This window comes from Dorea longicatena, assembly GCF_025150085.1.
In the GTDB taxonomy this organism is placed as follows: Bacteria; Bacillota; Clostridia; order Lachnospirales; family Lachnospiraceae; genus Dorea_A; species Dorea_A longicatena.
In genome coordinates this window covers 413,722-437,000 of sequence record NZ_CP102280.1, presented here as the reverse complement: position 1 = coordinate 437,000, position 23,279 = coordinate 413,722, and the positions used below count along the sequence as shown (strand labels likewise).

Below are 23,279 nucleotides of genomic sequence, written 5' to 3'. Positions count from 1 at the left end.
TCTACTCGCTTTCTCTGCACTGTACATTTACTCAGAAATATCCGGCAATTTATATTTCACATTCTATCATGAACAGATAAATCCTTCAAGCATTTATCCGAACATATGTTTTACCTATCTGTCACCTATATAAGTTCTGCCAGGACCGGCAGTTTCTTTTTATAAATTCTTCCCGAAAATGCAATATGCGGCAGCTCATAAAATGCCACATTCTCCGGACAGACCGGGCGATACAATGGATCCGCTACAATGCCTTTTACATTCTTTGATCTCTGAAGTACCTGTTCCAGTTCTTCTTCTCCACGGACTGCAATATCTCCATCCGCAAGTAATCCTTTCTTCTCCCTTATCGGACAGATTACTCTTACAGATATCTGATATTCCGTCTCGATCGCTACTGCCAGAGATTCCATGATCACCGGTTCTCCGATTAATATAATCTGGTTTTCTGAACTTTTTTCCGATTTGTTTCCTGTCAGGCTGATGCGCCTTCCCTTTTCGAGATATGCTACCTGCTTTTTTTCTTCTATTGCATTCAAAAGACTCTTCATAAATCCCCGGATCGGTGTCCCGATCACATAAGGTGTCCCGAACCTCTCCTGTAATACTTTGGCCGCCCAAAGTCCCACAGAAGATACCACCAGATTAACCTCCGCTTCCGGTGCACGTCCGAGATCTTCCAGTGTATCTCCCATAGCCCAGGTCGACAATACCTTCCATCCCGTCTCTTCTACATTTCTTTTTAAAGCATCTACATGCTCCTGCGGCCCGAAATCTAAAGGTGTTACTCCCAGAAGATTCACACTTTTTGACGTCACTTCTTTCTTTCCTTTGATACGTTTTGCAATCTCTGCAAGAGCCAGACCGGCACCATATACATAATCATGCATTCCATTTGTCGGAATCGAAAATGCCGGGATTCCGAGATCTTGTTCCAGCATCCTGGCGATTGCCGGAAAATCCGTTCCATTCATATATGGGATCGGTGATCCTGCAAGTGCGATGAATTTCGGCTTTAATTCTTCTGCAGCCAGTTCAATATCACAGATTATCTTCTCATCATTCCCCATGACAGCATCGATCTCCGTCAGCCCTGAGATATAGATCATACTGTCCTGCTCATACCATCTTATCTCATCATGTGTATTATAAGTGGAATTACAACCGGACGGATCATGCATCACTGTCATCCCGCCCAATTCATACAGGGCAGAGCAGACACCGGATACGTCAGCTGTGTAAATCGGTATAATTCTGTAACTCTGTCTCATATGCAGCTTTCGCACCCCCATCCTTTCCGAATGATCAGATCTTCTGGATCTTTTTCTTCCTGCCAGGCTTCTGTCATCAATTCTGCCGTTCTGCGGATTCCGTCAAATCCATACAGTCCTGCACCTTCCACTAGATTGACAAAATGCCTGGTTCCTGTAAACCACGCTGCTTTCTGCCCGATTGCCAGTACATCTGATTCGTTTCTTGGCTTCATACGCATCTCCGGACGAATCGTTGGTTCATATTCCAGTTCAGGATATTGTTCCTTTAGCCACTCAAATGTGTCTTTTTCTTCCGGATTAACCGCGTCCAGATAGATTCTGGTCACAGAAAAACCATGTGTCAGTAACAGCTTTGCCAGTTCCAGCAGCCTTGGATGAAAGGTGTGATCGATCATAATGGGAACATCTCCGACCACTTTTCTGGCTTGTTCTAAAGCAGATTCACACAGTGCAATCTCTCTTTTTGTAATTCTTTCCAGTGATTTCTCCATGTACATATCTGTATCTTCTATACCCTCAACCTCTTCCACATTTTCTCCAACCGCCTGCTCCAACGTCTTCCACTGCCTGATAATCTCATCATAATCAAAGCTTCCCGGAAGATATAACGCTTTCTTCCTAAGTCGTTCTGCCTGACATTCCAGACCATATTTTCCAGGCGGATAGCACGCTATGAATATTTTACTGTCTGCAAGCTCTTGATAGGACTTCCATGAATTACACTCTGGCAATTCTTTTACTTCTATATGCTTCCATTTTAACAAACGCCTGATATCACTGGTCTCATCCAGCGCAAAATCACTGCCAAGAATCGTCACTGCTTTCGGATTTTCTTCTCTCACCTTAAGTCCGTCATATATTGCCTTTCGAAGTTTCTGATCCGGCGTCAGCCCGTGCTTTTGCATGATTGGATCCATATAACAGCGGACGAAGAAAATATCCGGGAATCTGTCTTCCAGTTCTTCATACACCCGTTCCAGATCACATCCCAGAAAATGATGCAGACACACGGTAAATAACAGTACTGCTTTCGGATGATCTTTTCGTTTTCTTAATACATCTGTAACGCCTTCGATCGTCACATCTTCCAGATTGCCGTTCAGAAGATCCTCTTCTTCCACGATCACAAAGGAAAATCTGTCTGCCGCATTCATCTCGGCTGCTGTCAGAACGACTCCCCGCATACAGTTATCTGCACAGACATAGATCTGTATGGATTCCGGAAGAAGCATTCCTGTATGGACAATATTCCAGTTTCCATGTGCCGGGGAATTGAATTCCAGTCCGGTTGATTCTCCGGCTTTCTTTAACATTTCAATCCCTCCCCAGGTCTTTTATCGGCAGTATACTTTTCATCGGCTTTTTCACAGGCTGATCCTTCTGGTCGTTTTGACAACTCATAGATTGCTTCCGCAAGTTTTCTGTATTCCTCAGCCATCTCACTGTCCGGAAAGCATTCCATAACCGTCTCTTTCTTTTCTTCTGCTTCTGTCACAAGTCCGCTGTGGGACAATGTTCCGACTACCTGTGTCTGAAAATCATCTGCCAGCTCATTTACCTTTTCTTCTTCTCTCGCTACATTCCTGCGGTTCAGAATAATCCCGCCAAGGGAAGCATATCCACGATTCTTAAAGTTCTCTACCGCCATCGCAATATTGGCTCCTGCATGGATCGCCATATTTTCTCCTGAAGTAATAATAAAAACTTTATCCGCATATCCTTTCCGCATCGGCATAGAAAATCCACCGCATACAACATCTCCGAGTACATCATAAAGTACAACATCCGGCTGATATACTTCATATGCTCCCGTCTCTTTTAATTTTTCCAATGCCGTGATAATTCCTCTTCCTGCACATCCGAGTCCCGGTGTCGGACCACCTGCCTCTACACAGATCACACCCTGATATCCGGTCCGCACCATATCTTCCAATTTCAGATCCTGCTTTTTCTCCCGGAAAAGATCCAGTACCGTCGGTACTGCTTCCCCGTGTCTTAATGCGATCGTTGAATCGGCTTTCGGATCGCAGCCAATCTGCATCACTTTCAGGCCTTTTTCTGCCAGTGCCACGGCAACGTTCGATACCGTCGTTGATTTACCGATCCCGCCTTTTCCATATACTGCAATCTTAATCATATTATTCTTGCTCTCCTGCTCTCATAAATAATATCCGAATGTTCTATTCTCCTGCTTTCGTAATAATATTCGAATATGCCGTCTTCGTGGATACCCCGTTCAGGCGCCCGATCTTACCGGATAATGTACTGATCATATCCTGCGGTGCATCGATCGCAATGCTGATGATGTTAATCCCTTTCTCCCGGTACGGAATTCCCATTCTTCCGATAATAAATTGCCCTGCCTCGTGAAGCAGATGATTCAACGTCTCGATTGCTTCCGGATTCTCCACAATAATCGAAATAACTGCCACTCTTGTATCCATAGATTTCCTCACTTTTTCATGCTTTATGTCTGCTTTGTCTTCCATGCTTAACAGATACGCGGCAGTAATTCCCCTCCCGGCTGCGGAAGTAATGCCTGCGTTCCAATCTCCGTCAACATCACAACTTTTCCAGGCTGTTCTTCGGTCACTTCACCGATAATTGCCGCATTTTTAGAATACGGACATGCTTTCAATGCATCCACGATTGTCTGTGCCTGTTCTTTCGGTGCCATGATCACAAGTCGTCCTTCGCACGCAAGATAGAGCGGCTCCAGGCCAAGCATTCCACATACGCCGCGTACCTCCGGTGCAACCGGAATCTTCGAAGCATCCAGACGGATTCCTACCTGACTCTGTCCTGCAATCTCATACAGCACAGTTCCGACTCCACCTCTGGTTGCATCACGGATCACATGCAGTTCATGTGTTGCATCCATCACTGCTTTTACATTGCCCCAGAGAGGTGCACAGTCACTGGTCACATCTGCTTCAATTCCAAAATCTTCTCTCGCAAGAAGGATCGTGCATCCGTGTCTTCCGATATCTCCTGTCACAATGATCGCATCGCCCGGTTTTGCAAGATTTCCCGCAACTTCAACTCCATCCGTGATCTCACCGATACCTGTTGTCGTGATAAAGACTCCGTCCACCTGGCCCTTTCCGGCAACCTTGGTATCCCCCGATACAATCCGGACTCCGGCTTCTTTCGCCGTCTTTTCCATTGCCTCTGCGATCTCTTCCAGTTTTTCCATAGGAAATCCTTCTTCGATCACAAATGCGCTGGTCAGGTATAATGGTTTTGCTCCCATACAGGAAAGATCATTGACCGTACCGCAGATGGAAAGCTTTCCGATATTTCCTCCCGGATAGAATGCCGGTGATACGATAAATCCATCGGTAGACACTGCCATCTTACCGGCCGGAGGTGCCAGGACGGCTGCATCATCCGCAGTCAGATCCGGATTATCAAAATGTGCTTTAAAGATCATATCGATCAGCTCTGACGTCTGGCGTCCTCCTGCACCATGTGCCATCGTCACAGTTTTCCCCACTAATCTTGCTTTTCTTGCTTCATTATCCACATACTCATTCATCTTGTCCACTTCCTTGTTATTTTCCGTCTATTTTCTTATTCTCTTCCATACATATAATATGCTGAACAGGCTCCCTCTCCGGATACCATACATGCACCTACCGGATGCTGCGGTGTACAGACCTTTCCAAATACTTTGCAGTCGGATGGTTTACATTTTCCCTGTAATACATCCCCGCATCTACAGGCCGGATTCGCCCTTCCTTCCATCTTCGGAACCTGATATTTCTTTCTGGCATCATACATGTCCCATTCATCACGTAACCTAAGTCCGGATCCCGGTATGATTCCGAGTCCTCTCCATTCACTGTCACATGCTTCCATCAGCGTATCCACCAGTCTCTGCGCTTCCTTACTGCCTTCTTCTGTCACTACACGCGGATAACAATTTACAAAGAAAGGTTTCCCTTTCTGAAAATGTGTCAGTGCAACTGCCAGTGCAGTCAGAAGTTCTTTTGCCGTAAAGCCTGCCACCACACCGCTTACACCTTCCTGCACCAATTCTTCACAGAGCTTTGTTCCTGTGATCGCATTGACATGTCCCGGATATAAGAAAATGTCTGCGCTTCCTTTTAATGCTTCGTATGCCTGCGGCATCGTTTTATTTGCGATCAGCATGGAATAGTTCGTGATTCCTTCTTCTTTTGCTTTTTTGACAGACAGACATCCCGCCGGAGTCGTCGTCTCAAATCCTACAGATAAGAATACAACCTCTTCTTCCGGATGTTCTTTTGCATATTTTTCCGCATCGGCAGGTGAATAGACGATATGGATCTTCCCGCCTTCGCTTCTTGCATCTGCCAGACTCTTCTTACTTCCCGGCACACGCACCAGATCTCCGAATGTACAGATTGTCACACTCTTTTCCAGAGCCAGATAAACTGCCTCATCGATATAACTTACCGGTGTGACACAGACCGGACACCCGGGACCAGAGATCAATTCTACCTGCTTTGGAAGAAGTTTGCGAATACCTAGCCGGAAGATTTCATGTGTATGTGTCCCGCATACTTCCATGATCCGGACTGCAGGGCCGTCATATCCTTCTATGATCTCTCTTGCCGTTTTCTTTCCTTCACTCATTACAGAAGTTCCTCCATCAACTGATCTGTCTCACTGTCATCTTCACCGGTAATTTTTGCAATGGCGATTCCTGCATGCACCATTACATAATCTCCCGGTTCCAGATCTTCCAGTAATTCTGAAGAGACCTCTCTTTTTGCGCCCCCCGCATCTACAACCGCCGTACCGTCACTGATACGGACTACTTTTGCTGATAATCCTACACACATGTTATTTTCCCTCCTGAATATACTGCATGGCATATGCTGCCTGCCCCAGTGCGATCCCGCCATCATTTGCCGGGATCAGGTGATGTCTGAGTACGGTAAAATGTTCTTTTTCCAGACCTTCTTCCACCATTCTCAACAACAGCCGATTTTGGAATACACCGCCGCTTAATGCCACACAATTACATTTTGTTTTCTTTCTGATCTTCCTACAGCCACAGATTATAAGGTCTGCCAGCTTTTGATGAAAGATATAAGCTAATTTTTCTGCCTGAATGCCTTCTGTTTTCTTCTCTGTCAGATATTTTATAAGGCTTCCTGTCTGCATAATCAGCCTGTCTTCCGGCTCTTTCTTTTCTTCATCCGGACCGCTTTCACCATCTGCCGGCTCATCAATTTCCCAGATTTCTTTCTCATAAGCTTCTGCGGCAAATTCAAGTGCCATCGAAGCCTCCCCTTCGAATGTAGACTTCGTCCGGATTCCGAGGATTGCACTGACTGCATCGAACAGACGTCCCGCACTGGTCGATGTCACAGCATTCATTTTCCGGTCCGCCATGGCAAGAAGCACTTTGCATTCCGGTTCACTGCACAGGTTAAGCTTCTTTACAATCTCCATTGTCTGCTCTTTATCCTGTGTCTGCTGATAGATCAGTGAAACTGCAATTCGCCATCCTTCTTTAGCAGAAATGTCTCCTCCGATCTGAAGAAATGGTTCGATACTTCCCATCCGCTCAAATCCGTGATAATCTGCAAGCAGAAGTTCGCCTCCCCAGATGGTTCCGTCTGTACCATATCCGGTTCCGTCGAATGCCACGCCAATCACCTGCTCTTTCCGGTCATTTTCTGCCATACAGGATAAAATATGTGCATAATGATGCTGGATCTTTACGACGGGAAGTCCCAGTTCTTCTGCAACAACTGTCGAGTTGTATTTTGGATGCAGATCACACGCTGCAACTTCCGGTTCTACCTCCAGAAGCGTCTCAAATCTGTGGATCGTCTCTTGCAACGCTTTTACAGTACGGAGATCTTCCAGATCCCCTACATATGGGGACAGATAGAAACGTCCATCCACTCCGATACAGAATGTATTCTTAAGTTCTCCGCCTGCGGCCAGCACCTGTCCTTTCCACGGCATCGTCACCATCGTCGGAAGCGGCGCATAGCCTCTGGAGCGCCGGATCATATAAGGCTCTCCCTTATAAAAATCCATCACCGAATCGTCCGCCCGAATCCGGATCTTTCTGTCATGCGAAAGGATCAGGTCACACAGATGCGACAGTTCCTCCACTGCTTCTTTATCATCCCGGCAGATCGGTGCGCCGGATATATTGCCGCTTGTCATCACCAGAAAATCTGGCATCTGGATTCCGTCGTCATATTGGAATAACAGCATCTGTACCGGAGCGTATGGAAGCATGACACCGACTTTCGGATTCCCAGGAGCGACAGACTTGCAAAGACCTGTACTGTCTGCAGATTTTTTCCGTTTTTCAAGTAACAGAATCGGCTTCTGATGTCCATCCAGAATCTCCTCCTGTACTTCATTTACCAGACATTCCCGCTTTACTGCTTCTACATCTCTTGCCATCACAGCAAATGGTTTCGCCGGCCGGTTCTTTAATGTCCGTAACCTCTGTACTGCTTCTTCATTCGTCGCATCGCAGCAAAGATGGAATCCGCCGATTCCCTTGATTGCCACGATTCCGCCGTCATGGATCATTTTTCTTGTGGCAATGATCGCAGTTCTTCCCCGTTCTTCCCTTCCGGTCAGATATACTTCAGGACCGCATGCGTTGCAACATACCGGCTGTGCATCATAACGTCTGGTCGCCGGATCCACATACTCCGCCGCACAGTCCGGGCACATCGGGAATTCCTTCATGCTGGTCCGTTCCCGGTCATATGGAAGCGCGTCCAGGATCGTAAGTCTGGGACCGCAGCAGGTGCAGTTGATAAATGGGTGCAGATAACGCCGGTCTTTCGGATCGTACATTTCTTTCTTGCATTCTTCGCAGATTGCAATATCCGGCGAGACGAAGATCTCCCCTTTTGTCTTCTCACTTTCTATGATCTGAAAATCATTGAATTTCCCGTATTCTTCCTCTTTTACATCTTCTGTATTGATCTTCAATATGGCAGCTCTCTCCGGCGGCTGCTTTTCCAGTCTCTCCAGAAAATCTTTTACACATTTTTCCTCTCCCTGTGCAAAGATTTCCACATAGGGACCTTTGTTACACACACTTCCGGTGATTCCGGCAGCCGCTGCATGACGGCTCACAGTCGGTCTGAAGCCGACACCCTGCACAATTCCGTAGACACGGATTTTCTTTGTTATCATCCGTTTCTTCCCCCTGTCTAAAACATATAGGTTTCCCATATATCCTGCTTACACGTTAAGCTTTCCTGACACTGCAAAATGCGTCAGCGGAATAAATACCCCTTCAAATCCCGGAATCATCCGCTCCATACACGGATCTGCAAAGATCACATCATATCCTTCTTTTTCCACCAGCGAAATGAAATCATCCTCTTCTTTCAGACTAATATCATCTACGGCATCAACATTCAGATCCGTTAAAATCTCCTCTTTCCGCATGAACCATGTCGCTGTTATGATTGCTTCTTTTTCCCCGGTTCGTTTTTCGATCTCCTTACGCACTGCATTTGCAATCACCTGCTGCTGTACGATCAGGATCTTCTTTCCTTGATAATTCACTTCCGGCACAAGTTCTGATACCAGTGGATAGGCAATCTCATATGGTGTTCCGAACTTCTTTTGCAGATACTGCGCTGCTTTTAATGCTGCCGGAGATACGACCACATTCTTCGCTGCCAGAGAAGCATTTCTCACTTCATCCAGTCCGTCTCCCATGCCATAGCAGATGGCACGCATTCCCTGGTCTGCATATACTTTCCGGATCTTATCTGCTGCCTTCAGGTCACTGACATCCTGCGGAGTCATGCCGATAATCCCGATATGTGGTCTGTCTTTATCATTCATATCCTCAGACTCTTCGTTCTTGTCACTGAATTTCTCGAACAATGCAAGATATGCCTTCTCTTCTCCCCTGTCATACAATTCCATGCCATCCGTATTCACCGTCAGGACCGGCAGTTCCGTCTTCTTCGCCAGCATCCGCTCCAGCGCCCGGTAATCAGTCCCGATCACTGCCGGTACCGGAGTCCCGATCACTGCTGCAAATGTCACATCCAGCTTTTCTGCCGCATCTGCAAGTTTTGCAACCAGTCTGTCGTCTCTTCCGAGTATCGCATCCATATCACGAAGCCCCGCACTGAATACCGCACTTCTTGTTTCAAACCATCTTGGCTCATCGAATCCACATACATTTCCCGTACAGCCGCCCGCATCACAGATGACCAGCATTCCGCCAAGTTCGTATAACACCGACACCGCTCCAGACTGGTCCGGTGCAAATGGTGTCAGATATTTTCTTAATCCTTTCATCGCCTACACCTCCAACAGTTTTTCGCACAAATGCTTCACACCTGCATATCCATACGGCTGTACTTCTTCATTCCACATCACATTTTCCGCATCCGGATGATAGTAGCAGGCATCTTTTCCAATGGTAGTGGTTACTCCGCTCTCTTTGTGATCATAATAGATCATGGTCGGTTCCATGTTGGAAAATACTTTTGTCTGCGGACTTAATTCGGATAAATGCTTCAGATACACAAAGTTCTCTGCATTCAGTGTCCCATAGATCTCTGCCACTTGAAATCCGTATTTCACAAGTGCCAGTGCCAGTTCAAACGGATCACCGTTCATACATTCTCCAATGGCAAATATGGCATCCGGCTTAGCGGCTTTCAAACGTTCTACCGCATCAAGTGCAGTTCTTTCTGCCTCTTTATCTTCGAATGGAATCCCCAGAACCTTCCCCAGTGCCTGATACTGCTTCGTTATCTTATCAATCTGGTACAATCTCCGAAGTTCGATAAACGGAATCTGCAATTTCTCATGAAAATCTTCTGCTGCGAATCTCGTTTCTGGATGTAATACCAGATTGAAATTCGCCTCCGCCATCGTCTGATATTCTTCATAGTTCTTGCATCTGGATATCTCATGCACCGTCTTTACACCTGCTTTTTCCAACATACCGTATAACTCACAGTCGTCCATAAGTGGTGAGAAAAATCCCAGCAGATTCACGACATTTCCTTTTTTCTTCTTGGGTTCCAGTAAAGAATATAACGACTGACGCACATGTACCATCGGCGGTTTTCTTCCTTCCCTTGTCAGGGCATACATATAGCATGGTCTCACTGGAAGTCCTGTCTTTTCTTCGGACTTTCTGCAGATTCGTTCCATATCTGTTCCGAGAAGTGCATCCACACAGGTAATGCAGATCATCACAACCGACGGCTTCTTCGCAAGACTGTCACAGATCTCCTGCACGGCCTTCGGTACTTTTTTCAAATGTCTTCCCGTTACGATGTCTGTCTCGTCCATCGTCAAATAGAAGAAACGGTCCTCATACTGTGGCATGGAACTGATCATGGATGTATTCCGCCCACAGCATCCCGGTGCCACGATCAGCATGATCGAATCCGGAATTGCAAGCCCGGCCCTTTTCACACCGAATCCTTCCGCTCCCGGCGAGTTGAACGCAAGCGTCGCCGGAGAACTGTAGATCAGATGCGTGTTCGAACGGAACTGCTCCGGAATGTCATCCCTTCCCCGCTTCTGTAATTCTTCTACCGTACAATAATAGGCAGTCTCTCTCATACCTGTTCCTCATCTTTCCATAATATTTCCGCCAGATCATAGAAGCATTTACTGATGTCCGACTCCGGATTTCCCTCGATCACCGTCTTCCCCTGGTCTTCACAACGGTTAATTTCATCACTTCTTGGAATCTCTCCCACGATGTCAAATCCATGCTCTTTTGCAAATGTCTCTACTTTTTCAGTCTCATTTTCCACATTTCTGTGATTCAGTACAATTCCGAATACTCTTGCATAGCTTCTGTCTTCGAAGTTCTTCACTGCTTTGGAAATGTTGTCCGCCGCATAAAGTGCCATCTTCTCCCCGGATGTCACGATCAGGACCTTCTCTGCATAGTCTTCCCGGATCGGCGCTGCGAATCCGCCACAGACTACGTCGCCAAGTACATCGTACAGAACCACATCGGGCTTATAGGTCTCGAATAATTTCAAATCTTCTAATAACTGGAATGTGGCAATGATTCCTCTTCCCGCACAGCCCAGTCCCGGTGTCGGTCCGCCCGTCTCGATACATAAGACATTTCCAAATCCTTCTCTTGCAATGTCTTCCAGTTTCTCCGGTTCTTCATCTTCCTCTCTCATATAATTCATGACCGGTCTTAACGGTTCCCCACCGAGCAGGTTCATCGTCGAATCTGCCTTCGGATCACAGCCGATCTGGATTACTTTCTTCCCCATCGTGGCAAATGCTGCCGCCAGATTGGATGTGACGGTAGATTTTCCGATGCCGCCTTTGCCGTAGATTGCTACTTTTAACATGTGTGTTCCTCCTGCATGTTCTTATTGCTGAAAACTTACCTTTGAAAATTTTTCTTGTATACTTAGATATAATAAAGCACGATATACCCAAATGGCTCTCTTTCATGTTAGAAATCGCCTGATTTTGTATACCGTGCTGTAACATAACCTGCTGTTAACTACTTTTTAATGAAACGAATTCATAACTATTCCTGCTCGGGACTTACCTTGCAGTCAGAGTCATTCTTTTTTTATTTTCTTCCCTGTATTTTCTTCTCTTTACATTCGGATAGATATCGATCACTCCGTCTGTATCAATAGGTTTATTATACTCTTTATTCAATTAGTCAGTCAACGCAAACCTGTAGTCTCTTCTTTTACAATTTTCTCTGTCTTTACCTGCCCTTTTTGCGCAAAAGAACAGGGCTGCCGCACACATCATTTCGTACGACAGCCCTGTCATATTTATAAAAATTGAGGAATTAATAAAATGGATAAAAGATCGGCAATACAATGAACACTGCAATGACGACGGCTCTCGGACCCGCTCCCAGTGACTCGGCAATGGTCTATGCGATCGGACATAAAATACTTCTTCTTCCGTAAATCCAAAGCTGGTCTCATATTCCTGAGATGTAGAAGTAATCACATTCAGATTATTCAAATCTGAAAAAACTTTCTTTCTGACTTTTAACTTCCCACTTCTTACTTTATATTCTCTACTCTTATATGATCTCTTTCGCTATCTCTTCTACTATCCCTTCACGCCTTTCCGATACACCACATACGCAATCACCGCAGTCACCACTTCCGTGATCCAGAACGCATGCCATACTCCGACCGCTCCCATAAAACGGCTGACAATGAATGCCACCGGAATAATCACAACCACATATCTGCATAACGAAATGATCAGTGAATGCACACCTTTTCCAAGACCTTCCAGTGCCCCGCTGCAGATAACCGATACCGATGAAGCAAGGAATCCAAGACTGATGACTCTGAGTGCCACACTTCCGGCCTTCATCGTTATCGGATTCGCTGTAAATAATCCCATCAGCTGTCCCGGAACTGCCAGACAGATTGCCATTCCGGCTGCCATCATCACGAGTACCAGGATCAGGCCATCCTGGAAGATCTTATGTACACGCTTATGCTCTCCCGCTCCGTAATTATATCCGAGAAGCGGACGCATTCCCTGCACGATTCCATTTGCCGGAAGGTAGAGGAAGGTCTGCAGCTTATAGTAGACTCCGAGAACGAATACGTAGACTTCCCCATAGCCTGTAAGTATTACGTTCAATACAGAGATTAAAAGCGACGGAAGTGCCAGGTTCAGGCTTGCCGGAATTCCGATTACATATAATTTTTTCCACAGCTTCAAATCAGCCTTCAGATATTTCTTTCTGTATTTCACCGGAAGCGGATTCACGATATAAAAGATCAGATACAATACTGCTCCTGCTGCCTGTCCGATTCCTGTTGCAAGTGCGGCTCCTTCGATTCCCATCTTCGGAAATGGTCCAAGTCCGAAGATCAGGACTGGATCCAGGATAATGTTGATAATCGCACCTGACATCATACAAGTCATTGACTCCACCATACGTCCGACCGCCTGAAACGTCTTCTCAAATACCAGCTGCCAAGATAATGCCGTAGCAAATAAAAATGCAATTCTCGAATAACGCACACCATAGTCCACAATCTGTGCATTTCCCGTAAACATCTGTAAAAACGGTCTCATTACGGCAATTCCCAGAATCATAAATCCGACTCCGTGAATCGTCCCTAGCAGCATTCCCTGTGTTGCCGCCCTGTCTGCCATCTTTTTATCCTGCGCTCCAAGATAAAATGAGATGACCGCATTGATTCCGATTCCAAATCCGATCATCACCGCATTGATCAGATTCTGCACTGGATACACCAGTGATAACGCCGTCATGGCATCTTCGCTGATCCTGGCGATGAAAAAGCTGTCTACAATATTATAAAGTGAACTCACCATCATAGAAATGACCATCGGCAGTGCCATCGATACGATCAATTTTAATACCGGTTGTTCTTTCATATATGTCTGATCCATATATATCCCCTTTCTCTCATATGTACTATCTATTAATCTTCTAATTCTATTGCGGATCTTTGCAATGCTTTTTTCTATTTTCCCATCTTGTCACAGATTGTTTCAACTGAATATGTAACAACAAAAAACCACATGGTTACTTCTACTCAGTAACCATGTGGCGAAAAATAGATTGCTCCAGAAAAATCCACATTCATTTTAGGGTTGTATTATAGCACTGTCTTTCAGTGAATGTCAATCACTAGTTCTATAAAATCATCTTCCAATTTTCCCTCATTTGTCACATCCGATTAACAGATCTTATTCCCGTTCGCTTTCATCTTGAATTTCATTCCCAGCATCTCTGCCGCACGCTTGCACATCAGCATACGCTGTAAGAAAATCTCAAAATAATCTAATATAGAACAGATTCCTTCATCCAGTTCAATCTCCAGCAGAATCACCTGCTTTTCGACATTTACATGCAGACTGGATGCCACTGCAGCATAATTCACCCGGTCATGTTTGTCAAAGCTTTCCTTGATCGTGTTCCGCACACGGTTTCTTCTTACATCCGTCTTATCCGCCAGTATCAGTGCTGCCGATACCGCATCCACGGCCATGCCGGTTGCCTCATCATGCTGACCGATTGCACTGACGATCACTGCGATGTCTTCATCCGGTGCTTTCAGATCCCGCAGTATCTGAAATGCCATGATCGCGGAACTATGTGCATGATCCACACGGTTTACACAATTTCCCATGTCATGCATATAGCCCGCTATCCTGGAAAGCTCGATCGTATGCTGGTTATACCCTAATTTTTCCAGAATATTTCCGGCAGTTTCCGCCACTTTTACTGCATGTCCTCTGGAATGTTCGGTAAACCCAAGTGCTCCAAGTACCCTATTTCCCTGCTCAATATAGGCATTCACCTCCGGCATATTTTTGATTGCTTTATATGTTACTTTGCTCAATTTTATTTCGTTCCCTTCTAATTCTATAATCTATGTCTATAATCTGTGAATCGCATCCATCGCAAGTTCGGAACGCTCACATTCTTCTGCAGACATTGTAATCTGATAACATAAAGGACTACCCTTCATGTATTCCGACGCATAACTAAGTCCATTCGTTCTCTCATCCAGAAATGGCCGGTCTATCTGATTCGGATCACCAAGCAGAATGATCTTCGTTCCTTTTCCGGCTCTTGTTATGATTCCTTTCACCTGATTCGGAGTCATGTTCTGCGCCTCGTCTATGATCAGATAGGTCTTCACAAATGAACGGCCTCTGATGAAATTCATTGCTTCTGTCTGGATCAGTCCTCTTGCAAATATCTCTTCGATCTTACCCTGTAATTCCTGTTCATCCTGATAACGCTCTTCTTCATCCGAATCAATCAGCTGCTCTAGATTATCTACGATCGGACGCATCAAAGGTGATATCTTTTCCTGCTCGTCTCCCGGAAGGAAACCGATATCCTGGTCAAACTGCGCATTCGGTCTGCAGATCAGAATTCTTCTATATTCTCCGGTCGGATTGTTCAGCACCTTCTCCAGTCCGACTGCCAGTGAGTAAAATGTCTTCGCCGTTCCTGCCATTCCTTTTACAATTACAAGCGGTGCTTTCTCTGCGGATTTCATCAATGCTTCCTGTAAAAAATACTGTCCGGCATTCCTTGGTTTGATGCCATAAGGCTGGCTCTTTCGGAATTCTAACGATACTACTTTCTTCCCTTCAACTCTTCCAAGATGTGTCTTTTTCACAGACTGATCTGCCTTCAATATGATAAATTCATTCTCCGTAAGTTCCGGCTGGATCTTATTACCATCTTCATCGGACAAATAAAGTTCCTTCAGATGAACGCCTTTTTTCTTGAATTCTTTGAACTTGTCTTCCGCCACATAGCAAATCTGTCTGCCGCTGTACTGTCCCTCTTCTTCGATGACCTGCTCTGTGCTGAAATCCTGGGCTTCAATTCCGAGAATCTGTGCTTTTAACCTAAGGACCAGATCTTTTGTCACCAGAACGACCGGCTTTTCTTCTTCCCGGATTCCCTTACATACTTTTAAGATCCGATTATCCGGCTTATCTTCCGGAAGGCTTTCCGGCAGTTCTACATTTACACAATTGGCCTCTACACGGAGGATTCCTCCATTTTCCATCTGGACACCTTTTAAAAGGTCTCCTTTCAGTCTGAGCTTTTCCAGAAAACGGATCGCCCGCCTTGCATTTGCTCCCTTTTCTCCTTCTGCTTTCTTCAGGCCGTCCAGTTCTTCTAATACAACCAATGGCAATATCACCCTGTTTTCTTCAAAACACTGACATGCATAAGGTGCCTGGATTAAAATATTGGTATCAATAACATAGGATTTGATCATAGATATTTCTCACACTTTCTGATTTTGTTTTTTGTACATTTTCAGGTATAGTATGAAAATATTGAATTTACTCGATATTTTTGTAAAAAAGATGTTAAGTTATTCTTGAAATCTACTGAAATTTTCAGATTCATATACAGAATGATTCTGCAAAATAATACAGAGAACCTGTCAATGGCAGATTCTCTGTATTTATTATGTATTTTTTATTTTCACAGATTCTTGACTATTCTCCGAGGAAATATTTTCCGTATGCATCTGCTGCCTTGATTGCTGCACATACAGTCTCCGGTGTTACCTCGAATGGCATATTATGAAGCGTATCGTTCTCTGCACAGGCTGCTGTTGCAACTGCCATCAGTTTCTCGTCCGTCACTTCTGTGATTCCCAGTTCTTTTAATGTCACAGGCAGTCCCAGTTCGATACACCAGTCAATGATATCTTCCAGTTCTTCTGCCGGAATATTCTCCAGTACCAGCTGCGTAATCGTTCCGAATGCAACCTTCTCACCGTGATACATGTGGTGGCACTCATCCAGTACGGTAAATCCATTATGAATTGCATGTGCTCCTGCAAGTCCGCCACTCTCAAATCCAATACCGCTCAGTAATGTGTTGGCTTCGATGACTTTTTCCACAGCCGGTGTACTTGCTCCTGCTTCCAGGGCAAGTTTTGCCTTTACACCTTCTGCCATCAGAGTGTCAAAACAAAGTTTTGCAAGTGCGATTGCTGCCTGTGTAACCTGTCCGCCGGCACATGTTGTTGCCCCGCTTGCCTGACAGGCTCTTGCTTCAAAATATGTTGCCAGTGCATCACCCATTCCGGATACCGTAAGTCTTACCGGTGATTTTGCAATAATCTCGGTATCCATCAGAACCATATTTGGGTTAGCCGGAAGGAATAAGTACTCTTCGAATACGCCATCATCTGTATAAATAACTGACAGTGCACTGCAAGGTGCGTCTGTCGATGCGATTGTCGGGCAGATCAGAACCGGAGCTTCTTTGTAATAAGCAACTGCTTTGGCTGTATCCAGGATCTTACCACCACCGATACCGATCACGACATCACAGCCTTTTTAGTACCATAAAAGTGTAGTTGTTAGAGAGGAATTAACTCTAACATCTACACTTATTTTATTATAATAAGGGAAGTAGTTGGTATGACATATTGCCATTAGGATTTTCACATCCGTGAATGAAACCGTCAGCCATCCCCTTATTATAAACATTCATTTAAGCAGGTTGAAACTCGCAGGAGCTTTCGCGTAACGAACTAAACTGAATCATAATAAGTGTAGATGGGATAAACAACTGCAATTCTATAAAAAGAAAAGGAGTATATTATGATCAGCGTAGGAATTGATGTATCAAAAGGGAAAAGTACAGTATGTATTTTGAAACCATATGGAGAGATTGTTAGTAAGCCTTTCAATATTACCCATACCCAAAAGGATTTAAGCGAATTATCTTCCATGCTTTTCAGACTAAATGATGAAGTCAAAATCGTTATGGAAGCAACCGGAATTTATCATCTTCCAGTTCTTACATATTTACAGGAAAAAGGATTTTTTGTTTCTGTAATTAATCCGTATCTTATGAAAAGTTATCGTAACGAAAGTCTGCGAAAAGCCAAAACCGACAAGATTGATTCCCGTATCATTGCTAATTATGGAATTGATCATTGGTTTAAAATGAAAGAATTTCAAATTTCTGGAGTGATTTATGAAGAGTTGAAGTTGCTTGGACAGCAATATCGGCATTATATGAAGCTTCATCTTTTATCTCTCGCTGAATTGACCCATCTTTTAGATTTGACCATGCCTGGAATAAAGAATCTTCTTGCAAGTTGGAATGAAACAAATCGGAAAGATAAAAGAAGTGATTTTGTGGAACGTTTTTGGCATTATGATGTAATAACATCTATGTCTGAACAGGAATTTACTGAAAAGTATATACTTTGGGCAAAAGAAAAGAAATACGTCCCAAGCCAGGAAAAAGCCAAAGTTATATACACCCTGGCTCAGGAAAGTATTCCCACATTACCTTCAGAAACCTCATCGGTCAAAATGCTGGTGACTGAAGCAGTTCGGGTGCTCAAGGAAGTTGATGCAACCCTTGGTCTAATTTTATCACGGATGCAGGAAATAGCCAAGACTTTGCCAGAATATTCGGTTGTAAGAGAAATGGGTGGAGTGGGAAATACATTAGCCCCAAAGTTAATTGCAGAAATAGGAGATGTTCGCAGATTTCGCAACGGGAAGGCATTGGTTGCATTCGCAGGAATTGATCCACCACCGTATGAATCTGGCCAATTTGTAGGTTGTAATAGGAAAATCTCGAAACGTGGTTCAGCATCATTGCGCAAAGTAGGATACGAAACAATGAGAAGTTTAAAAATGCGTTCCAGGCCAGAAGATCCGGTTTACCGATATGTTGTAAAAAAGGAATCAGAAGGTAAAAGTAAAAAATCAGCAAAGATAGCCGGATTAAATAAGTTTTTACGCATTTATTATGCTCGAGTAACCGAACTATATAAAAATATATAATCTTATATAAAATAAATAATTTTTTAGACTGCCAATCAGACAGTCTATTTGTGGTACGCAAATATATTTTGTGACAGAAAATAAAAAAGATAAAAATAATTATTGACTTTTCTTAGCAGGTTTCATTCATAATGTCTACCAGACGGTTAATCTCATTCTTACTGCATTCTCTGTTGAAATACTCATATACAGGTGTGATCTCGTATCCTTCAAATCCAGTATTTACAACGTCCCCGATACGTTTGTATCCGGATTCCGTGATCAGTACAAGTGCCTTCTTGCCATACTTCTGAGCATATTCACCCAGCTTCTTCATCTCTCCTGCACCCTGTACATATTTACTTGGACTACATAAAATCTTTGCCATGATATTACCCTCCTGTAATCTTCACGTTTCATGTGTTATTTTATTAACAATCTAGTTTTATTGTATGCTTTTGATACAGTTGTGTCAATAAGGTAGTGGGAAATATTATGGCAAAATATTATGACTAATCCTAATATATATCTTTGTGTCAATGATACAACACCAACGCATGACTATATCACAATACCGTGACAATGATCTACTTCATGTTGAATAATCTGCGCCGTCCATCCGGTATATTTCTGTCTCTGTTTTTTGAAATTCATATCCTGATATTCCACTTCAATCTCCTGATACCGGGTGCATTTTCTCACACCAGTAAGGGAAAGACAGCCTTCCTCCGTCTCATATTTTCCGGAACGTTTTACAATCTTCGGATTGAACATTGCCACATTCATGAATCCCATATTGACGGCTATGATACATTTCTTCACGCCAATCATATTCGCTGCCATGCCGACACAGCCTTCCTCGTGCGCTTTCAATGTATCTAACAAATCCACTGCAACCTGCTTATCCGCCTCTGTCGCCGGCTCGGATCTCTGGTTTAGGAAAAATATATCTTTCATAATCGGTCTTATCATGCTTTGTTACTCTCTTTCGTATGTGTCTTCATATAATTATAGAATTCCTGATGCAGCCGCTGGAATTCTTCCGGTGCATGCATCGCATGCCGGTAAAGAAATCTGTTGCCAAATTCACTCTGATATACTCTGCTTAGAACCCCTGCCAGCATTCCTGTCGGCATATCTTTGATCATATAAAGCTTTGCCGGGCACAACATTCCCTTTTGGGCGATCCACTTCAGGTTCTTTTTCATCCGATAAGCTGTCAGCGTCATCAATTTTTCATTTGCACAGATTTTTTCCGGATGCCTGCTCTGGTAATAAGCATCTGCCAGCGGAATGATCACGCCAAGATGTGAGATCTGCCAGTGATGCATTTCCGGAACGATCTGATATGGAATGTGGCTTTTTCTAAATATATATGCCAGTGCTTCTTCCCTGCTGCTCTTTCTTCCTCCGATCTCACCGAATGTTGTCGGCTGGATTGCTCTTGGCAGAAGCTGTGCATCAAGAATCCCACCTTCGATACAGCCGCCCGCTCCCGGAAATGCCGGAAGGATCCTTCCTTTTCCGCAGATTTTCTCCCACCTGCCATATGGTTTGATCGTATTGATCATAGTGACAACATTCGGACTTTTATTCTTACTAATATCTTCCAGTGCTTCTTCTACTTGATTCTCACGTACGGTCAGGAAAATAAACTGGTAACGGTCATTCGGCTTTAACTCACTGATCGTCTTAACCTCAACTTTATGCGTTCTTGTCTTGCCTCTGTACCATAGACCGTGTCCCTGTAATTCTTTTAACCGCTGCCCTCTTGCTAAGACTGTTACATCCAGTCCCGCTTTGGCGAATCTGGATGCGTAGAAGCTTCCGATGACTCCGGCGCCGTAGATTAGGATCCGCATGGTGTATTCCTCCTTGGTGTATGTTCGTATATTCCGTGTTCTTTCTTGTGTTCTTTGATATCTTTCCGTTATATATCTTCTGCTATAGCATCTGTTGTAATTCTAACACCCGGACTTTTTGATTTCAACACTGTCCCGGTTTATGGTGCATCTGATCGTATTTTATTTTATGTTCTAAATTTGTTAACAATTTCTTCCTAATTCCATCACAGTTTTATCACAATTCAATTCTATACTAGGAATTGTTCAAGAGAACAAACACTTTAAATCTTTTTCATAACTTTTTCCTCAGGGCTGCACTCCTCCCAAATAATGCAGTCCTTTTTTAATGTTCTAAATTGTTAATTAAATTAAAATCATCTTTATTAGTATATTTTGAAATATCTAACAAAAAGTTGTGACATCATCACAACTTTTTGTTTTAATACCATATTTTTACATCACTCTCAAACATACATCTCTTGTTACTGTTTATCGTATCCAGATTAAATTTCACGTTTTTGTATTATTTTTTATGAGTACAACAAAAAAATTATATATCATACCATTACATCATTCTCAAACACTGCATTCCGTTGCTCTTTGAAATCTCCGGCTTGTGTACCATACATTTTTACATCATTCTCAAACGGTGTATTAATTTTAATCATAGCACTTGTAGCTTGTGTACCATACATTTTTACATCATTCTCAAACCAGGCAGGCTAACATACATCCGATTACATTGCTTGTGTACCATACATTTTTACATCATTCTCAAACACAACTGTGTCTGCACTTGTTACTTCTGGTGCTTGTGTACCATACATTTTTACATCATTCTCAAACACATGGTCTATAACTTCCTGTCTACGGCTTGCTTGTGTACCATACATTTTTACATCATTCTCAAACTTAGCCAATTAATTGCGCTAATGCAATTATGCTTGTGTACCATACATTTTTACATCATTCTCAAACTAAGGACTGAAAGAAAAAGGAAAGTATAAGCTTGTGTACCATACATTTTTACATCATTCTCAAACTACAGCCAGAGGGACTGGAATATGGCTATGGCTTGTGTACCATACATTTTTACATCATTCTCAAACTAAACCTGTTCCATATACGGAATTAGCAGAGCTTGTGTACCATACATTTTTACATCATTCTCAAACGAGGAATATGCATACCAGAAAGCGCAACTGGCTTGTGTACCATACATTTTTACATCATTCTCAAACTGCATTCATCCACGCATTACCACCAGCAATGCTTGTGTACCATACATTTTTACATCATTCTCAAACACAGGAATCCAAACTACAGAGGATGAAAAGCTTGTGTACCATACATTTTTACATCATTCTCAAACAAACTTGATAAAGATATTAAATTCAGGATTGCTTGTGTACCATACATTTTTACATCATTCTCAAACTGACCCAACTGGAAAAATGCTTCTTGCAGAGCTTGTGTACCATACATTTTTACATCATTCTCAAACGATTTCAAAAAGTCCACTGCCGTTGTCATGGCTTGTGTACCATACATTTTTACATCATTCTCAAACCGGTAAAGACAACAAAGGAAATGCTGTACAGCTTGTGTACCATACATTTTTACATCATTCTCAAACTATAACAGAATTTATCATCCGATGCTATCAGCTTGTGTACCATACATTTTTACATCATTCTCAAACTGTTGTGACAGGTGTGCTTTTCTTTTTTTCGCTTGTGTACCATACATTTTTACATCATTCTCAAACCCTGCACTTTCTGCACCAAATATTTCTATCGCTTGTGTACCATACATTTTTACATCATTCTCAAACCTCAAATTCAAAAATGAAATGCCATCACCTGCATAAAATCAGATACTCAAACCATATATTTTAATAAATTTCACATTTATCTTTATCTATAATATACCGTTCCATCCCCTCCACGCAAGTTTTCTCGCTGTTTTCTATAAACAATCCTTTTATTTCCATATATTTTATTTCTTCACATAACCTCCTTATCCGTTCATCATTCAAAAAACATCTTGCATTAATAAATACAACTAATTTTACAGATAATAAATCTACAAGTACTTTTATATATTTTACAAGTCTTTCAAAAAAATCTTCTCCGCTGTCTTCACATTTTAAATCAACTGCTTTAAACAAAGCATTCATTTCAACTTCATTATTAAATTCAAGTATATAATTCGTTTCTTGTTCCAAATCTAACAAATATTCCTGTATTAATTTTGTCAGTTCAAGTGTTTTCATATATAACACTTCATTGGAAGACAACTTGTGCAATTCTTCATATAATTTATTTAAAATTTTCCTATTATTTATTTCTACAGAAAGTGGATTTATTACAATCTCTGAATATTTTGCAATGTCAATTTCCTTATTATTTTCCGATAATACAAATTCACCTTCATCTTTATTGGCTTGCTTATATAATTCTCCTACATATTTTGAAAACAGTTCCGGTGATTCTATGATCCACTCCACACATTCTTTTTGCTCATTAACTATTTCACCTGACAAATCTCCATGTACAAGTTTCATAGAATCACCAACCTTTCATCCGTATCCAGGACTTCACTTTTCACCTGTCCTAAAATAATATCCATTTTTGCATACTGCTTTTCTGTTACTGTTAATAACTGTATTAACCCTTCTTCCGGCTTATTTTTATGCACATTGTCAACAATTGCATTGACTGCAGAACTATTTAATGCCAGTTTACAGTATACGGATTCCTGAAGCATAAGGAATCCGTTCTTCAATAGAAATCTTCTAAATTTTGCATATGCCCTCCGGTTCTCACTCGTAAGAACCGGAAGATCAAAAAATACCAATACTCTCATA

20 protein-coding genes, 1 pseudogene and 1 CRISPR repeat array are annotated in these 23,279 nt (G+C 42.9%); of the genes and pseudogenes, 1 reads left to right on the top strand and 20 read right to left on the bottom strand.

Annotated features, from left to right (window positions below; translation table 11 throughout):
- Window positions 1-125: 125 nt before the first annotated feature.
- The 15 genes and pseudogenes from NQ508_RS02070 to NQ508_RS02000 form a co-directional block, all read right to left on the bottom strand.
- Window positions 126-1,271, bottom strand: a complete 1,146-nt coding sequence (locus NQ508_RS02070) for a nitrogenase component 1 (protein ID WP_006426091.1) — start codon at window positions 1,269-1,271, stop codon at window positions 126-128.
- Window positions 1,268-2,587, bottom strand: a complete 1,320-nt coding sequence (locus NQ508_RS02065; RefSeq protein WP_006426092.1) for a nitrogenase component 1 — start codon at window positions 2,585-2,587, stop codon at window positions 1,268-1,270. Before NQ508_RS02065 ends, NQ508_RS02070 begins: the two co-directional genes overlap by 4 nt.
- The gene (locus tag NQ508_RS02060; RefSeq protein ID WP_006426093.1) at window positions 2,581-3,411 is read right to left on the bottom strand and encodes a nitrogenase iron protein NifH; all 831 of its coding nucleotides are present in this window, start codon (window positions 3,409-3,411) and stop codon (window positions 2,581-2,583) included. The genes NQ508_RS02065 and NQ508_RS02060 overlap by 7 nt, the downstream gene beginning before the upstream one ends.
- A 43-nt stretch (window positions 3,412-3,454) precedes the next feature.
- A complete protein-coding gene (locus tag NQ508_RS02055) occupies window positions 3,455-3,718 on the bottom strand; it encodes a TM1266 family iron-only hydrogenase system putative regulator (protein ID WP_022415754.1) in 264 nt (87 codons plus the stop codon).
- 47 nt (window positions 3,719-3,765) lie between these two features.
- Window positions 3,766-4,812: a hydrogenase expression/formation protein HypE gene (gene hypE / locus NQ508_RS02050; RefSeq protein WP_006426095.1), complete on the bottom strand. Its 1,047-nt coding sequence runs from the start codon at window positions 4,810-4,812 to the stop codon at window positions 3,766-3,768.
- Window positions 4,813-4,847: 35 nt separating this feature from the next.
- Window positions 4,848-5,894: a hydrogenase formation protein HypD gene (hypD, locus tag NQ508_RS02045; RefSeq protein ID WP_006426096.1), complete on the bottom strand. Its 1,047-nt coding sequence runs from the start codon at window positions 5,892-5,894 to the stop codon at window positions 4,848-4,850.
- Window positions 5,894-6,103, bottom strand: a complete 210-nt coding sequence (locus tag NQ508_RS02040; protein ID WP_006426097.1) for a HypC/HybG/HupF family hydrogenase formation chaperone — start codon at window positions 6,101-6,103, stop codon at window positions 5,894-5,896. The genes hypD and NQ508_RS02040 overlap by 1 nt, the downstream gene beginning before the upstream one ends.
- Window position 6,104: 1 nt before the next feature.
- Window positions 6,105-8,444: a carbamoyltransferase HypF gene (gene hypF / locus NQ508_RS02035; RefSeq protein ID WP_044919313.1), complete on the bottom strand. Its 2,340-nt coding sequence runs from the start codon at window positions 8,442-8,444 to the stop codon at window positions 6,105-6,107.
- Between the two features lie 48 nt (window positions 8,445-8,492).
- On the bottom strand, window positions 8,493-9,572 hold the full coding sequence (locus NQ508_RS02030; RefSeq protein ID WP_006426099.1) for a nitrogenase component 1: 1,080 nt from the start codon (window positions 9,570-9,572) through the stop codon (window positions 8,493-8,495).
- 3 nt (window positions 9,573-9,575) lie between these two features.
- On the bottom strand, window positions 9,576-10,856 hold the full coding sequence (locus NQ508_RS02025; protein WP_006426100.1) for a nitrogenase component 1: 1,281 nt from the start codon (window positions 10,854-10,856) through the stop codon (window positions 9,576-9,578).
- Window positions 10,853-11,614: a nucleotide-binding protein gene (locus NQ508_RS02020; protein WP_006426102.1), complete on the bottom strand. Its 762-nt coding sequence runs from the start codon at window positions 11,612-11,614 to the stop codon at window positions 10,853-10,855. Before NQ508_RS02020 ends, NQ508_RS02025 begins: the two co-directional genes overlap by 4 nt.
- Window positions 11,615-12,347: 733 nt before the next feature.
- The gene (locus tag NQ508_RS02015; RefSeq protein ID WP_006426105.1) at window positions 12,348-13,676 is read right to left on the bottom strand and encodes an MATE family efflux transporter; all 1,329 of its coding nucleotides are present in this window, start codon (window positions 13,674-13,676) and stop codon (window positions 12,348-12,350) included.
- 290 nt (window positions 13,677-13,966) lie between these two features.
- Window positions 13,967-14,599 (bottom strand): HD domain-containing protein, encoded by a 633-nt coding sequence (locus tag NQ508_RS02010; protein ID WP_006426106.1) that lies wholly within the window; start codon window positions 14,597-14,599, stop codon window positions 13,967-13,969.
- Window positions 14,600-14,668: 69 nt separating this feature from the next.
- Window positions 14,669-16,039, bottom strand: a complete 1,371-nt coding sequence (locus tag NQ508_RS02005) for a PhoH family protein (RefSeq protein WP_006426107.1) — start codon at window positions 16,037-16,039, stop codon at window positions 14,669-14,671.
- Window positions 16,040-16,265: 226 nt separating this feature from the next.
- Window positions 16,266-17,117, bottom strand: a pseudogene (locus NQ508_RS02000) (glycerol dehydrogenase); the annotation flags it as partial.
- Between the two features lie 267 nt (window positions 17,118-17,384).
- Here NQ508_RS02000 and NQ508_RS01995 point away from each other — a divergent pair.
- Entirely contained in the window at window positions 17,385-18,587 is a 1,203-nt protein-coding gene (locus NQ508_RS01995) for an IS110 family RNA-guided transposase (RefSeq protein ID WP_006426109.1), read from the top strand.
- Window positions 18,588-18,699: 112 nt separating this feature from the next.
- Here NQ508_RS01995 and NQ508_RS01990 read toward each other — a convergent pair whose 3' ends face one another.
- The 5 genes from NQ508_RS01990 to cas2 all read right to left on the bottom strand — a co-directional run bounded on the left by NQ508_RS01990 (window position 18,700) and on the right by cas2 (window position 23,278).
- Window positions 18,700-18,954: an iron-containing alcohol dehydrogenase gene (locus tag NQ508_RS01990; RefSeq protein ID WP_006426110.1), complete on the bottom strand. Its 255-nt coding sequence runs from the start codon at window positions 18,952-18,954 to the stop codon at window positions 18,700-18,702.
- Window positions 18,955-19,127: 173 nt separating this feature from the next.
- Window positions 19,128-19,538 carry a peptide deformylase gene (locus tag NQ508_RS01985; protein WP_006426111.1) on the bottom strand — a complete coding sequence of 137 codons (411 nt, stop codon included), beginning with the start codon at window positions 19,536-19,538 and terminating at the stop codon, window positions 19,128-19,130.
- The gene (locus NQ508_RS01980) at window positions 19,535-20,500 is read right to left on the bottom strand and encodes a ketopantoate reductase family protein (RefSeq protein ID WP_155115950.1); all 966 of its coding nucleotides are present in this window, start codon (window positions 20,498-20,500) and stop codon (window positions 19,535-19,537) included. Before NQ508_RS01980 ends, NQ508_RS01985 begins: the two co-directional genes overlap by 4 nt.
- A 522-nt stretch (window positions 20,501-21,022) precedes the next feature.
- Window positions 21,023-22,244: direct repeats of the CRISPR family, unit length 36 nt; unit sequence GCTTGTGTACCATACATTTTTACATCATTCTCAAAC.
- Window positions 22,245-22,304: 60 nt separating this feature from the next.
- A complete protein-coding gene (gene csn2 / locus NQ508_RS01975) occupies window positions 22,305-22,976 on the bottom strand; it encodes a type II-A CRISPR-associated protein Csn2 (RefSeq protein WP_006426115.1) in 672 nt (223 codons plus the stop codon).
- Window positions 22,973-23,278: a CRISPR-associated endonuclease Cas2 gene (gene cas2, locus NQ508_RS01970; protein ID WP_006426116.1), complete on the bottom strand. Its 306-nt coding sequence runs from the start codon at window positions 23,276-23,278 to the stop codon at window positions 22,973-22,975. Before cas2 ends, csn2 begins: the two co-directional genes overlap by 4 nt.
- Window position 23,279: the final 1 nt, after the last annotated feature.